The organism is Mycobacteriales bacterium (assembly GCA_035995165.1).
Classification (GTDB): Bacteria; Actinomycetota; Actinomycetes; order Mycobacteriales; family CADCTP01; genus CADCTP01.
This window is the reverse complement of the sequence record DASYKU010000115.1, coordinates 1-13954: the sequence shown is the minus strand read 5'-3', so window position 1 is coordinate 13954 and position 13954 is coordinate 1. Positions and strand designations below refer to the sequence as shown.

Below are 13954 nucleotides of genomic sequence, written 5' to 3'. Positions count from 1 at the left end.
CAGCGTGGCGGCCACGCCACCGGTCTGCGCCCACTTGAAGGAGGACGCGCCGGTCGAACCCGAGCCGTCGAGGGTGACGGTCGAGCCCGCCAGGACCGACTGTGCCGGGCCGGCGTTCGCCCGCGGCGGGGCGATGGCGGCCACGGTGACGACCTCATCGGTCGTCTTCGGTCCGCCCGGACCCTGCACGGTCAACCGGAACGTCAGCGTGCCGGGGGTGCTCGGAGCGGTGAAGCTGGCGATCGCCGTGTTGGCGTTGGCCAGCGTGACCGCCGGGGTACCCGAGAGCTGCGCCCAGGAGAACCCGGTCGCGTTCAGCGACGCGCTGCCGTCGAGCTGGACCTGCTGACCCTGCTGGACCGTCAGCGTCGACGGAGCCTGCGCGGTCACGGGATCGGGGGCGATCGCCGCGCCGCTGACGACTACGGGCGCCGTGCCCGAGCCGGACTTGGACGAGGTGACCGTGAGGATGCCCGGTGGGACCTGGTCGGCTCCGAGGGCGAAGGTCGCCGCGCCCGCGGTGAGCGCTCCGAAGCCCTGCACGGTCAGCGTCGGCGGTGTGGCCGTGTCACTGGAGGTGGCGCTGACGGCCAACGACCCCGTGTCGGAGTCGTACGCAGCCCGGCTGACGACGACCTGGTCGGTCAGCGTGACGTTCACCGTTGTCGGTGGTCGGTCGGACGCGTTCGTGACTTGCACCGAGGCCGGTGGGGCCCCGGTGAAGGCGACCCGGCCGAAGTAGCTGCCGTTCGCGTCGGCCTTCAACTTGGTGGTGGCGATGCCGGCGCCCGAGACCTGGATGACCTGGTCCGCCTGCGAACTGGCGAACGCGTCCACGAAACCGCCGCTGGTGGTGCTGCGGGTGTAGGTCACCGAGGTCGGCGCGACACCGGCGTTCGTAGCCACCCGGCCCTGCAGCGTGAACAGGTTCGTGGAGATGGTGTTGATGCCGGGACCGCCGATGTCCGGGCCGTCGATCTTGAAGATGTTCGTCCCGAGGTCGGAGCCCGTGATCGCGTGCGCGGTCACGCCGTCACCGAGGTAGGAGGCGCCGTCCGGGCCCTTGATCAGGCCCGTGTCCCAGCGCAGGAACGGATTGATCCGCGAACCCAGCGCACCGGTGAACGAGCCGGCGGCCACGCCGACGTCCTCGGTGAAGTTGATGTTCCGCGTCGCGGTGTCGGTGACGGTGAACCTGTCGACCCCGTACGGGTGGGTGATCGTGTACGTGCCGAGGCTCGGCGTCGTCATCCGGATCCGGACCCGGCCGAACGTGATCTGCTGTCCCGGCACGGCATTCGGCGTCGTGAAGGCCGCCTCGAGGTTGTCGTTCAGCACCGCCGTGGCGCCGCCCGGCAGCGTGATCGTCGACTGCGCCAGCTGGTAGAACGTCTCGGGCGGGAAGTTGTCCGGGAACGAGACCGGCTGCGTGATGTCCGGAACCCCGGCCGCGCCGAGGTTGCAGAATGGGTTGGTGTCGTCCAGGCACATCCCGAGGCTGAGGTTGTTCGAGTCCTTGTACCAGACCGGGAAACCGTTGTCCGGGCTGGTGGGACCGACGGCGAGCAGCTTGCTCGGCGGCGCCGTGACGACGTCCGCGGTGGCGAAGCCTTGTACGACAAGGAGACCGGCGGCGATCGAGACCGCCGCGACGATCACCGCGACGGCCTGATGCCGTGGTGATCGCAGGAACTGGAAGCGCGCTGAGCGCTCTCGCAGACGCATCGGTGGGTGACCCTCTCTGAGGCAATGGGTTCCTCAAGCACGGTCGGGCCAACAGTGGTGTGGTCGCCAGCCCCGCCGGGATGAGGCCCACCCCCGAACATTGGGGACCCTCGCCCTTCAGGTGACGCCAAGGGCGGCCGTCCGGACTAGCCGGTCGCGTCGGGCGGCGGAAGGACGATGGTGACCGTCGTACCCGCCGCCTCCAAGGAGCCGCCCAGTTCCGCCGCTGCCGTCCGCAGCAGGGTCAGGCCGAGGTGCCCGGCGGTCCGCGGCAGCGGATCCGGGATTCCGATCCCGTCATCCCGGACCGCCAGCCGCACGCCGGTGGGATCGCTGGTGATCGTGATGTCGACCGCGTCCGCGTCCGCGTGCTTCGCCACGTTCACCGCGCACTCGCGAGCCGACCGGTAGAGGAACGTGAGGAACTCCGGCGGCAGCGGGCGGTCAAGCTCGACGGTCACGCTGACTTCCTGTCGCGGACACGTACGAGCGGCGGACGCGGCGACGAGGTTGGCCAGGTTGGCGCTGGTGAGCTCGGCGGGATGCAGCTCGACGAGCATCTCGCGCAGGTCGTCCACCGCTTGACGCAGCGTGCCCGTGACCACACCCATCGCCCGCACGGTCTCGGGCGGCAGCGGGCCGGTCGGAACCTTGGACTCGAGAACGTAGGCGGCGCCGGCGAGCTCCTGGACGACGCCGTCGTGCAGGTTGCGAGCCAGCATGCGGCGCTCCCGCTCCGAGGAGACCAGCGCGGCGCCCCGCATCCGATCCCGGTCCTGCCGCGCCCGGCCGGTCCTGCGGACGAGCCAGATGGACACCGGCAGCTGACCGAGCGCGAGCACGAGCAGCACGCCGAGCGAGAAGACGACCAGCCGCTCGCTGTCCTCGTCCTCGGCCGCGCGTACCCGGTCGTCGGAGAAGTACATCTCCAGCGCGACCGTGCTCCCGTCGCCCAGCCGCAGCGGGATGTACGCCTCGACCAGGTTGCGATGGACCGCCCGCTCGGCCGCCTCGTCGGCCTGGTCCAGCGACGTGATCCGGGCGAAGTCACGCCGTTGGTCGAAGACCGCCGTCTCCCGCGGCTCGAGCGTGCGCCGGCGGCCGATGATTGCCTGATCGTCCGACCAGACGATCGTCCCGTCCCGCCGCCACACCGTCACCCGCAGCAGCGTCCCGTCCGCCCGGCGCTGGGCGATGGCGGCGTCCAGGTCCGCAGCCGCTTCCTCGTCGCCCGCGACCACAGCCGGCATCACCGGCATCAGCAGCGCCTGCCCGACGCCCCGAGCGGTGCGGAGTCCCTCCGACAGCGCGTCGGCGCGGGCGATCCGGTGCGCGATGATGACGGCGGCGCCCCCCACGACCGCGACCGACACCGCGGCGATCAGGACCAGCGAGACGGCCGTCGTCCGGGCGGTCGACCAGGATGACGGTCGCGTCCACTGTGGACCGTGTCCGGTCACGGTGACTCGAGCAGACCGATCTTGCGGGCCTTGACCACCGCCTCCAGCCGGCTGCGGACCCCGAGCTTGCTGTGCAGGCTGCTGACGTGGGTCCGACAGGTGTTTCTGGAAATGTTCAGGCTCTCGGCGATGTCCATCACCGAGGCGCCGCGGGCCATGAGCTCGAGGACCTCGGTCTCCCGGTCGGTCAGCCGTACCGAGGCTCGCGTGGAGGTCGAGGGCAGCAGTGACGAGGCCACCGACACCTTCCCCGGCCTGGCCGTGCGCAGGATCGACAACAGCTCGGCGAACGCGCCGCGCTTGGGCGCGAACCCGTTGGCCCCGGCCGCCGCCGCCAGGGCGAGCGTGTCGGAGTCGGAGCGGGCCGATGCCACCACGATCACGAGATCGGAGTGCATCGCGCGCAGCCGCCGCACCACCTCCAGCCCATCGTCGTCGCCCAGCATCAGATCGACCACGGCGATGTCCGGAGCCTGTTCGGCGACGATCCCCTCCGCCTCGGCCGGCGAGCCCGCCGAACCTACGCACTCGAGGTCGTCCAGGCCGTCGAGCGCGTACCGGAGCAGCTCCACGAACGCCGTATGGTCGTCGATCAGGACCACCCGCCGGCGCGATTCTCGCGACTCCGGTTCGGCCGTCACCAGGCGACGGTAGAAGGGCGTTGGTTAACACATTGCCAACTGATGTCCGGATCGGCCTCTCAGTCCAGGGCACCGCGGCGGGCGACCTCCTGCACGTTCGGCGGGACGGTGGCCGGCGCGGCCCAGCCGGCTGTGCCGCCGCCAGGAGTAGATCGCCAGTGGCACGGCAGCGGCGGCCACGAGCGCGACGGCCACCGTGGCCGTGGTGGGTCCAGGACAGCCCCGCCCGGTCAGCGGCGGCGCGCGGCCGGGGCCGGGGCCGGGCCTGGGTCGATCCGATGAACAGCGCGGCCGGGACGCTGAGCGTGGCCAGCCGCCCGTCGGAGCGCAGGTCGGCCTGCGCCTCGCCGTGGGTCCTGGTCCGAACGTCCACCTGCGCCTCGCCGGGCGGCTCGGCCGGCACGGCCGCCGGTCGCAGCGCCGATTCCGCGGCCGGGACCGGCGCGTTCTTCAGCGCCGTGCAGCGCGGGCGCTCCCGAGCAGGCAAGCAGGTGGCAAAGCGGGGATGGTCCGCGCCCGGACCTGCCTAGGCTGGGCCCATGGGTCGCCTTCTGGTCGTCGAGGACGACGAGACCATCGGGTCTCTGCTGCGTACCGGTCTCGAGTCCCACGGGCACGCCGTGACGTGGGCCCGTGGCGGCCGGTCGGCGCTGCGCGAAGCCACGCTGGCCGAGTTCGACCTGGTGCTGCTCGATCTCGGCCTTCCCGACATCGACGGTGTCGAGGTGTGCCGCCAACTCCGCGAGCGCCAGCCTGGCTGCGTGCTGGTGATGCTGACCGCGCGCAAGGACGAGATGGACGTCGTGGTCGGGCTCGAAGCCGGCGCCGACGACTACCTGACCAAGCCGTTCCGCCTGGCGGAGCTGCGGGCGCGGGTCGGGGCGCATCTGCGCCGCGGGCCGACCCGCGCGGAGCGGGACAACGCCGTACGCACAGTCGGCCCGCTGGTCGTGGACACGGCGGCGCGGCGTTGCCGGGTCGGGGAGGCGGAGATCTCCTTGCGGGCCAAGGAGTTTGACCTGCTCGCTCGGCTGTCCGCCGATCCGGGGATCGCGCTGAGCCGGGAGACACTGATGTCCGACGTCTGGGACGAGCACTGGTCGGGGTCGACGAAGACCCTCGACGTCCACGTCGCGGCGCTGCGGCGGCGTCTGGACGAAGCCGCGACCGCCGGGGGCGTCCCTCCGGTCCTGATCACCACCGTCCGCGGCCACGGCTACCGGCTGGAGGACGCCTGATCCCGGCAGAGTCCCGACGCGCCGCTCCCGATCGGAAGGCTCGCTGAATGCGTTCGCGGATCCAATGGGTGGGGGCGCTGGCGGCAGCTCTGGCGATCGGGCTGTTCGGGGTGCCGCTGGCGGTCTCGGTCGTGGTGCTGTTCCGCGCCGACGAGCGAGGGGAGCTGGATCGGGTCGCGGACACGACAGCCGTCCGGGTGGCCCCGGTCCTGGCCGCCGGTCGCCCGTTGACGGAGCTGCCGAGGGCCGAAGAGGACATGCACGTCGCCGTGTACGGCCTGCAGGGCCAGCGGCTGCTCGGTGACGGGCCGGCGGTCGCGGACGGTCCGGTCCAGCAGGCGGTCGGCGGCGCTACGGCCGGGGGCAGCGACGCCGGGGACTTCGTGGTCGCGATCCCGGTGACGTCGGGCAGCCGGGTGGTGGGCGTCGTCCGGGCGGCGTCGGCACAGTCCCGGGTCTGGTTGCAGGTCGGCCTCACCTGGCTGGCCATGGCCGGACTGGCGGCGGCCGCGATCGCCGCGGCGGCCCTGCTCGCGCGTCGACAGTCCCGGCGGCTGGCCGATCCACTGGAACGTCTCGCCACCGCTGCGCAGACCCTCGGCGACGGCGACTTCACCGTCCGGCTGGCCCCGGCCGGGATCCCGGAGATCGACGCCGCCGCGAGTGCGCTCACGAGGACCGCGGAGCGGCTCGGCGATCTGGTCGGCCGGGAACGCGCCTTCTCCGCGGACGCCTCGCATCAGCTGCGGACGCCGCTGACCGGGCTCCGGCTTCGCCTGGAGACCGCGTTGGACGGCGACGCCGACCTCCGAGGCGCCGTCGAAGGTGCGCTGACCACGGCCGACCGCCTCGAGCGCACCATCGACGAGCTCCTGGCGCTGGCCCGTGACGCCCCGCACGCCCGTACCCCGGCCGATCTGCCCGCGGTGCTGGCCGAGCTCGAGTCCAGTTGGAGCGGCCCGTTGGCCGCCGCGGGACGATCCCTGCAGATCACGCTCCAGCCGGAGCTGTCCGGGACCCGGGCCTCGGCAGCGGCCGTCCGGCACATCCTCGACGTGCTGCTGGCCAATGCCCAGGGCCACGGTGCCGGCATGGTCAGCATCGTCGTCCGGGAGGCCGACACCGCCATCGCCCTCGACGTCACCGACGAAGGCCCGGGGGTCGCCGAGCCGGAAGAGCTGTTCCGGCGCCGGACCTCCCGCGGGGCCGGCCACGGGATCGGCCTGGCCCTCGCCCGAGCGCTGGCCGAGGCCGAAGGCGGCCGGTTGCTGCTGTCGCGGCCCGGCCCCGGCCCGGTCTTCACCCTGCTGCTGCCCGCCGAGATCAGATCGACCGCGGTCGCACACCCGTCCGGACAACCTCCGGGCTTGCCGTCCCCTGACTGAAGCAGACGGGGCGTGCGTCGGCCGGGCGACGGCAGCGGCACGCTGCAGCAGCTGGAGCCGGGCACCTGGGTCCTGGCCGGGGGCCCGTACGGGGTGATGACCGCACGCCGCCGCACCCGCCGGGACGTCCTGCTCGTGGCCGGTGGCGTCGGGATCATGCCGACGCGGGCGCTGTTCGAGAGGATGCCGCTCGCGCCCGGGCAGGACCTGGTCCTCCTCTACCGGCCCGGACGGAGGCGGATCTGCTCTTCCGGGACGAGCTCGACGCGATCGCCCGCCGGCGCGGTGCCCGCGTGCACTACCTGGTGGGCGAGCGGGTCGGCCCGGTCACCCCGGAGCTGTTCCGCTACTTCGTGCCCGAGCTCACCCGTCGCGACGTCTACCTGTGCGGGTCGCCGCGGCTGGCCGCCGGCGTACGGCTGGCGCTGGCCCGGGCGGGGTTGCCCGAGGCGCAGCGGCACGAGGAGCGCTTCGAGTTCTGAGGGCGCGCTGGCAAGTTTGCCGGCGGCTAACCGTCGTCTTCCTAGCGTCGGTCCCGATCCGCCGGGCGGCGGACGGCGGACGTCGAGACGGGATTCGATGATCGAAGCACGCGGCCTGACCAAACGGTACGGCGACAAGACCGCCGTCGACGACCTCACCTTCACCGTCCGGCCCGGGATCGTCACCGGCTTCCTCGGACCCAACGGCGCCGGCAAGTCCACGACGATGCGGATGATCATCGGCCTCGACGCGCCGACCGCCGGCACGGTCACCGTGGAGGGCAAGCCGTACGCGGACCACGCGGCGCCGCTGCACGAGGTCGGGGCGCTGCTGGAGGCCCGGGCCGTGCACACCAGCCGGACGGCGACCAACCACCTGCTGGCGATGGCCGCCACCGCCGGGATCGGCCGGCGCCGGGTCGACGAGGTCATCGACCTGGTGGGGCTGCGTCAGGTCGCGGACCGGCGGGTCGGCACGTTCTCCCTCGGCATGAGCCAGCGCCTCGGCATCGCGGCGGCGCTGCTCGGCGACCCGGCCACCCTGCTGCTCGACGAGCCGGTCAACGGCCTGGACCCGGACGGCATCCTCTGGGTGCGCCGGCTGCTGAAGGGCCTCGCCGATGAGGGCCGCACGGTCTTCCTGTCCTCCCACCTCATGAGCGAGATGGAGATGACGGCGGACCATCTCGTCGTGGTCGGCCGCGGCCGGCTGCTGCGGGACCTGCCGATCGCCGAGTTCATCGCCGCGGCCGGCGGCGGCTCGGTCCGGGTCCGCTCGCCGCAGGCATCCGAGTTGCGTGACGTCCTGGTCGGACCGGACGTCGCCGTCTCCGCCGCGATGCCGGGCGAGCTGTCCGTACGGGGACTGACCAGCGAGGAGATCGGAACCCGGGCCGCCACGGCCGGATTGACGCTGTACGAGCTCACCTCGATCCGATCCTCGCTGGAGGAGGCCTACATGGAGATCACCCGGGATGCCGGCGAGTTCCGCGCGGCCGGCGAGCCGGTGGCCGCGTGAGCGCCGGGACCGTCGCGCCGCCGGAGCCCACGGCGACGGAGACGGACTACCGGGTCACGTTCGCCGGCCTGGTCCGGTCGGAGTGGATCAAGTTCCGGTCACTGCGCTCGAGCTGGTACACGCTGGCGGCCGCGGCCGCGGCGATGGTGGTCTTCGGGGTCCTGATCGGCTATCAGACGGGGCGCCACCCGGCGAACCTCGACGTCGAGGACACGGTGGCGTCCGCGACCCTGCAGGGGTACGCGCTGGCCCAGCTGCTCATCGCCGTGCTCGGCGCGCTGTTCGTCTCGGGCGAGTACGGCACCGGCATGATCCGCTCCAGCATGGTGGCCGCGCCGCGGCGTACGCCGGTGCTGCTGGCCAAGCTGCTCGTCTTCGGCACGATCGCGCTGGTCACGCTCGTCGTGGCGTCGTTCGTGGCGTTCCTTGCCGGCGAGGCCGTGCTGTCCCACTACGGCCTGGGCTTCTCCCTCGGCGACCCGACCGCGCTGCGCGTCACCGCCGGCACCGGCATCTATCTCACCCTGGTCGGGCTGCTCGGCAGCGCCTTCGGGTGGCTCGTCCGGCACACCGCCGGCGCGATCTCGGCCCTGCTCGGCCTGCTGCTCGTCGTCCCGGGCGTCTTCGGGAACCTGCTCGGCAACTGGGGCAAGGACATCGCCCGCTTCCTGCCCAGTGCCGGCGAGTCGTTCATCCACAGCTACACCGCCCCGCGGACGCTCGCCCCCTGGACCGGCCTGGCCGTCACCGTCGTCTGGGTCATCGCGCTGACCGCCATCGCCGCCGTGCAGCTGCGCCGCCGCGACGCCTGACCGACGGCCGGTGGGGTGGCGACCCGCCACCCCTCCGGCCGGAGGCTGATCAGGCCGGAGCCGGGACCACCGGGCGGGACGCGTCGTCCTGCGACCGGTCCGAATGCCGGAAAGGCAGCAGGATCTCGAGGGCCGCACCGCCGTCGGGGGCGTTGGCCGCGGTGGCGGTCCCGCCGTGCGCCTCGGCGATCCGGCGGACGACGGCCAGCCCGAGTCCGGTGCCGGAGGAGCCCGCGTCCTCGCCCGGGCCGGCCGGACCGCCGCGGGCCCGGGCCGGGTCGGCCCGCCGGAACCGCTCGAACGCGTACGGCAGGAAGTCCGGCGGGAACCCCGGCCCGTGGTCGCGGACCGCGAGCCGGACCCCGGAACCCCGATGGGACAAGGAGATCTCGACCGCGGTACCGGCCGGCGCCGCCCGCAGCGCGTTCGCCAGCAGGTTGTCCAGCACCTGCCGGATCCGGTCGGCGTCGACCCACCCGCTCACCTCCGGCCCAGCGGTCAGGACCAGCTCGACCGCCCGCGCCCGGGCCACCGCGGCCCAGGCCGAGACCGCGCGTTCGGCCAGCGCCGGGAGGTCGGTGTCGGTCCGGTGCAGGCTGGCGCCGTCGACCCGGGCCAGCACCAGCAGCAGCTCGGCCAGCCGGACCAGCCGGGTCGTCTCCTCCCGGGCGATCGTCACGGTCTCGCGCAGCTCGGCCATCGTCCTGTTCGGACGGTCGGCGTACTCCAGCTCGCCGGCCAGGATCGCCAGCGGCGTACGGAGCTCGTGCCCGGCGTCGGCCAGGAACGACTGCTCCGCCCGCAATGCCGCCTGCTGCGCGGAGAGCAGGTCGTTGAGGGTGACGGCCAGCCGGGCGAGCTCGTCCTTGCCCGGCGGCACCGTGAGCACGGCCGGCTCGGTCGGGGTGGCCGCCGCGGCCTGTGCCCGCATCCGCTCCACCGGCCGCAACGCCGCCCCGGTCACCAGCCAGACCCCGGCCGCGAGCAGCCCGATCGCCGGCACGCCCAGCAGACCCAGCTCCACCGCCGTTCGGGCGACCACGTCGTCGATCGGGTCCCGCGCCGCCGCCAGCACGACCAGCCGTCCCGGGCCGTCCGGGCGGCCGAGGATCCGGACCGCCTCCTCGTGACCGCCGATCGGGACCGAGCCCTCGACCACGAACACGCCGCCCCCGGCCCGCGCCCGCTGGGCCGCGTTCAGCAGCGGCACCCGGTCGCCGGCGCCGCCGGCGTGAGCGACGACGGTCCCGGCCGCGTCGAGGATCTGGACCGGACCCTGCGCGGCGCTGAGGTCCGGGGAGCCCGGGTCCTCGACCACCGCGACCGCGTGCTGCGCCAGTACGGCGTCGAGGTCGGCCTCCAGCCCGAGGTGCAGCCGCCGGGCCAGCAGCAGCCCGCCGGCCGCGCCGACGGCCAGCGCCGCCAGCGTGAACAGCAGCACCAGCCGGGTCCGCAGCGACACCTCAGCCCACCCGGGCCGGCCCGGCCCGTTCCCGCAGCCGGTACCCGCTCCCCCGTACGGTCTCGATCTGCACGACCCCGAACGGACGGTCCACCTTGCGGCGGAGGTAGAAGACGTACTGGTCGACGATGTTGCTGTCGGGGTCGAAGGCGAAGTCCCAGTTGCTGGCGAGGATCCGCTCCCGGCTCAGCAGCTCGCCGGGCCGGCGCAGGAACAGCTCCAGCAGCGCGAACTCGCGCGGGGTCAAGGTCAGCTCGACCTCACCCCGCCAGGCCCGACGCTGGCCGGGATCCAGCCGCAGCCCGTCCACGTCGAGGATGGCCGGCCGCCTGGCCGCGCCGCGCCGGGTCAGCGCCCGCAGCCGGGCCGCCAGCTCGGCCAGGCTGAACGGCTTGACCAGGTAGTCGTCGGCGCCCGCGTCCAGGCCCTGCACCCGGTCGGTCACCGCGTCGCGGGCGGTCAGCAGCAGCACCGGGCACCAGCGGTCCCGGGCCCGCAGCGCCCGGCAGACGGCGAACCCGTCCATGCCGGGCAGCATCACGTCCAGCACCACCGCGTCGTACTCGTGCTCGATGGCGGCCCAGAGCCCGTCCGTCCCGTCCGGGGCGACGTCGACGGTCCAGCCCTCGTCGGCGAGACCGCGGCGCAGCAGGCCCGCCATCCGTACCTCGTCCTCGACGACCAGCACCCTCATCCCCGTCACGGTAGGTCCTCGGCGTGTACGAACGATGAGAACGCTCTCATCGCCCTTACATCCGCCGTCCCTAGCGTCCGCACCCATGCCACGAACCATGAAGCAGTCCGAGGGGGCTCGGCGTACCCTGCTCAGCAAGGTGCCCGAGGCGACCGCGCTGTTCTGGGTCATCAAGATCCTCACCACCGGGATGGGCGAGACGGCGTCCGACTTCATCGGCAACCAGGGCCTCGTGCTCGCCGGCGGCCTCGTCCTGGTCACCGCCGTCGCGCTCGTCAGCGCGCTGGTCGCCCAGTTCCGCGCGACCCGGTACGTCGCGCCGGTCTACTGGGCCGCGGTGACGATGATCAGCGTGGTCGGCACGATGCTGTCCGACGGCAGCCGGATCGCGCTCGGGATCACCTACGCCGTCTCCACCGTCACGTTCGTCGTCGCGCTGGCCGTGATCTTCGGGCTCTGGTATCGCAGCGAGCGGACGCTGTCGATCCACAGCATCGTCACCCGCCCCCGGGAGACGTTCTACTGGGCCGCGGTGGTCGCGACGTTCGCGCTCGGCACCTCGGCCGGTGACCTCACCGCGCGGACCCTGCGCCTCGGGTTCCTCGGCTCCGGCTGGATGTTCCTCGGGATCATCCTGGTCCCGGCGATCGCGTACCGGTGGCTGGGGCTGAACGCGATCCTCGCGTTCTGGGCCGCGTACGTGACGACGCGCCCGCTCGGGGCGTCCTTCGCGGACTGGATGGCGGTGCCGCGCCGGGACGGCGGCCTCGGCTGGGGCACCGGGCCGGTCACGCTCGTGGTCGCGGCCGTGATCCTCGCCCTCGTCGGCTGGGTCACCTGGACCCGGCGCGACCTCGTCGAGTCCCTCGACGTCGATCCCGATCCCCGCTGAGACGCCGCACGTCCTCGGTCACCTGACCGCACCGCACCCGCGACAGGTGGCCGCCGCCCCCGGAGGGACGGCGGCCACCTGCTCGTCGAGAAGGATCAGCCGAGGACGTGGTTCGGCGGCACCAGCTGGGCCGGCGGGCAGGCCGTCCCGAGATCGTTGCGGAAGGTGATGGTCCCGGTGGTGGCGCCCATCGCCGATCCCGCGTTGAAGAACTGGACCGTGTACGTCCCCGCCGGCTCCGTGGCCGGGGCCGTGCTGATGCTGAAGGCGGCCGTGTTCGAGGTGACCTGCCGGGCCAGGAAGCCGCCCTTCGAGCCGGTCGACACGGGGTCGGCCAGTCCGGTGAACGGGTTGCCCGGGTACGCCAGCAGCTGCGCCGATTGCGGCACCTGCAGGGTCCAGGTCGAGGACAGCTGCCCGCCGGCGTGCGCGGTGAACTGCACCCACCAGGTCTGGCCGCCGGTCAGGGCCGGCACGGTCACGTTCACCGTGCAGCTCTGGCTGGCTCCCGGCGGCGGCTGCACCGGCAACGGGACCGGCGTCGCCCCCGGCGGGTACGGGTCACCCGGCGCGACCCAGGCGTGCCCCCGCCCGCCGCGGGCACCGGCGAAGGCGTCCTCGGTCAGGTAGACCGAGCCGTCGTCGGCGACCATCAGCCCCTGCGCGAACCGGAAGGACGCAGGGCCGCCCGGCGGGTTCGTCGGATCGACCGGGCGGGTGCACGTGGTCGTGCAGTAGACGGTCGCCTCCGCCGAGCCGGCCGCGGGCATCTGGCCCCGGGCGGCGTACACGCGGGCGGTGTTGGTGGCCACGTCGTACTGGTAGAGGGTGCCGTTGGCGGCGCCGGGCGAGACCGCCGCGTAGACGAGACCGGCCGTGCTGCGCAGGTGCTGCGGGTCGGGGTCGACGCCGATGGCGGAGCCGAAGATGAACCCGAACTGGGCGATGTTCAGCGGCGTGGTCGGGCAGACCTGTCCGGACGTCGGGCAGGCGCTGATGCCCTTGACGACCGTGAAGCCCTGGTTCTCGGGCAGGTAGAGGTCGTCGCCGATCATGCCCATGGAGCCGTTGATCCCCTTCCCCAGCGTCCCGGCCCGCTGCTCCGTCGTCATCGCGACGACGTCGACGGTCTGGTTGCGGGGGTCGTCCTCGGGGTTGTTGATCCGCCGGATGAACCCGTCCAACAGCCCACCGGTGTAGAGCGAGTGCTTGCAGGTCGCCGGCGCGCCCGGCTTGCACGGACCCAGGGCGAGCCCGTTGGCCTTGTCGCCGTCCAGGCCGGCGTTCGGGGCCATGATCACGGCCGAGCCGTCGACGAGCAGGCCGGCCCCGCCGTCCGCGCTCGGGTTGTACGTGAAGCGGATGACGCCCGGGCTCAGGTGGTCGTTCTGCGCGACGTACAGGTAGTGCTGGTTGGTCGTGCCGGGCACGACCGAGTCGTCGTACGCGGTCTGCCCGCCGGAGCCGAGCACGGCGCCGTCGTCACACGCGGCCGAGTTGTACGCGTGCAGTCCCGGCGCCTGCCGCACGATGTCCATCCGGCACAGGCCCTGGGAGTGGTCGGCGGCCCAGATGTGGCCGCCGTCGTCGCTCGGCAGGAAGGTGACGCCGCCCTTCGGCGCGGTCAGGCCGTACGCGTAGAGGGAGGGGGTCACCGCCGTCGGCGGCGGGGGCAGCGGGCACGCCGTCGCCGCGGTCGCGACGCAGTCGGCCGGGGCGATGCCGCCGACCCCCTTGATGACGAACAGGTGTCCCTTCGCCAGCGGCGGGTTCACCAGCACCGCGAAGGTCGGGTCGTCGCCGATGAACAGGTCGCCGGTGTGCGGGTTGACCGCCAGCCCGAGCACGAACGTGTAACGCGACACCTGCTGGCCCGGGTTCAGCAGCGAGTCGTACGGGGCGACGGTGCTGGACATGACGTCCTGCAGGCCGGTGTCCGGGTGGTAGCGCAGCACCGTGGCGCCGGCGTCGCGGGGCGAGTCGGCGACGTAGACGAACCGCCCGTTGCCGTTGGCGTCGTTCTGGATCGCCATCCCCTGCGGGAAGTTCGTGGTGATGCCCCCGACGACCGTGGCCGCGCAGCCGCCGGCGATGTTCACCGGCGGATTGAGCACGGTCGGGTCGGGTGAGCCCTCGGACGGCGCG

The 13954-nt window shown here is 73.2% G+C and carries 12 protein-coding genes; 6 read left to right on the top strand and 6 right to left on the bottom strand.

Annotated features, from left to right (window positions below; translation table 11 throughout):
* The 3 genes from VGP36_19645 to VGP36_19635 all read right to left on the bottom strand — a co-directional run.
* Positions 1-1659, bottom strand: a 1659-nt coding sequence (locus tag VGP36_19645; protein ID HEV7656930.1) for a hypothetical protein, incomplete at its 3' end; no start/stop codon positions are given.
* A 212-nt stretch (positions 1660-1871) separates the two neighbouring features.
* Positions 1872-3185, bottom strand: a complete 1314-nt coding sequence (locus VGP36_19640) for an ATP-binding protein (protein ID HEV7656929.1) — start codon at positions 3183-3185, stop codon at positions 1872-1874.
* Positions 3182-3826: a response regulator transcription factor gene (locus VGP36_19635; protein ID HEV7656928.1), complete on the bottom strand. Its 645-nt coding sequence runs from the start codon at positions 3824-3826 to the stop codon at positions 3182-3184. The genes VGP36_19640 and VGP36_19635 overlap by 4 nt, the downstream gene beginning before the upstream one ends.
* Positions 3827-4365: 539 nt before the next feature.
* Between VGP36_19635 and VGP36_19630 the strand changes: the two genes are divergently transcribed.
* From VGP36_19630 to VGP36_19610, 5 genes are all read left to right on the top strand, one after another.
* Positions 4366-5064 carry a response regulator transcription factor gene (locus VGP36_19630; protein ID HEV7656927.1) on the top strand — a complete coding sequence of 233 codons (699 nt, stop codon included), beginning with the start codon at positions 4366-4368 and terminating at the stop codon, positions 5062-5064.
* 47 nt (positions 5065-5111) lie between these two features.
* Positions 5112-6449: a HAMP domain-containing sensor histidine kinase gene (locus tag VGP36_19625; GenBank protein ID HEV7656926.1), complete on the top strand. Its 1338-nt coding sequence runs from the start codon at positions 5112-5114 to the stop codon at positions 6447-6449.
* A 293-nt stretch (positions 6450-6742) separates the two neighbouring features.
* Positions 6743-6931, top strand: a complete 189-nt coding sequence (locus VGP36_19620; GenBank protein HEV7656925.1) for a hypothetical protein — start codon at positions 6743-6745, stop codon at positions 6929-6931.
* 97 nt (positions 6932-7028) lie between these two features.
* A complete protein-coding gene (locus VGP36_19615) occupies positions 7029-7949 on the top strand; it encodes an ABC transporter ATP-binding protein (GenBank protein ID HEV7656924.1) in 921 nt (306 codons plus the stop codon).
* Entirely contained in the window at positions 7946-8761 is an 816-nt protein-coding gene (locus VGP36_19610; protein ID HEV7656923.1) for an ABC transporter permease, read from the top strand. The genes VGP36_19615 and VGP36_19610 overlap by 4 nt, the downstream gene beginning before the upstream one ends.
* 49 nt (positions 8762-8810) lie before the next feature.
* Here VGP36_19610 and VGP36_19605 read toward each other — a convergent pair whose 3' ends face one another.
* Positions 8811-10223, bottom strand: coding sequence for a HAMP domain-containing sensor histidine kinase (locus VGP36_19605; GenBank protein HEV7656922.1), 1413 nt, complete (start codon positions 10221-10223; stop codon positions 8811-8813).
* A gap of 1 nt (position 10224) precedes the next feature.
* Complete coding sequence (locus VGP36_19600) at positions 10225-10917, bottom strand: response regulator transcription factor (protein HEV7656921.1); 693 nt, start codon at positions 10915-10917, stop codon at positions 10225-10227.
* Between the two features lie 97 nt (positions 10918-11014).
* Between VGP36_19600 and VGP36_19595 the strand changes: the two genes are divergently transcribed.
* A complete protein-coding gene (locus VGP36_19595; protein HEV7656920.1) occupies positions 11015-11809 on the top strand; it encodes a hypothetical protein in 795 nt (264 codons plus the stop codon).
* Positions 11810-11904: 95 nt separating this feature from the next.
* On the opposite strand, the gene VGP36_19590 is transcribed toward VGP36_19595, so the two are convergent.
* On the bottom strand, positions 11905-13954 hold a 2050-nt coding region (locus VGP36_19590), incomplete at its 5' end, for a hypothetical protein (protein ID HEV7656919.1).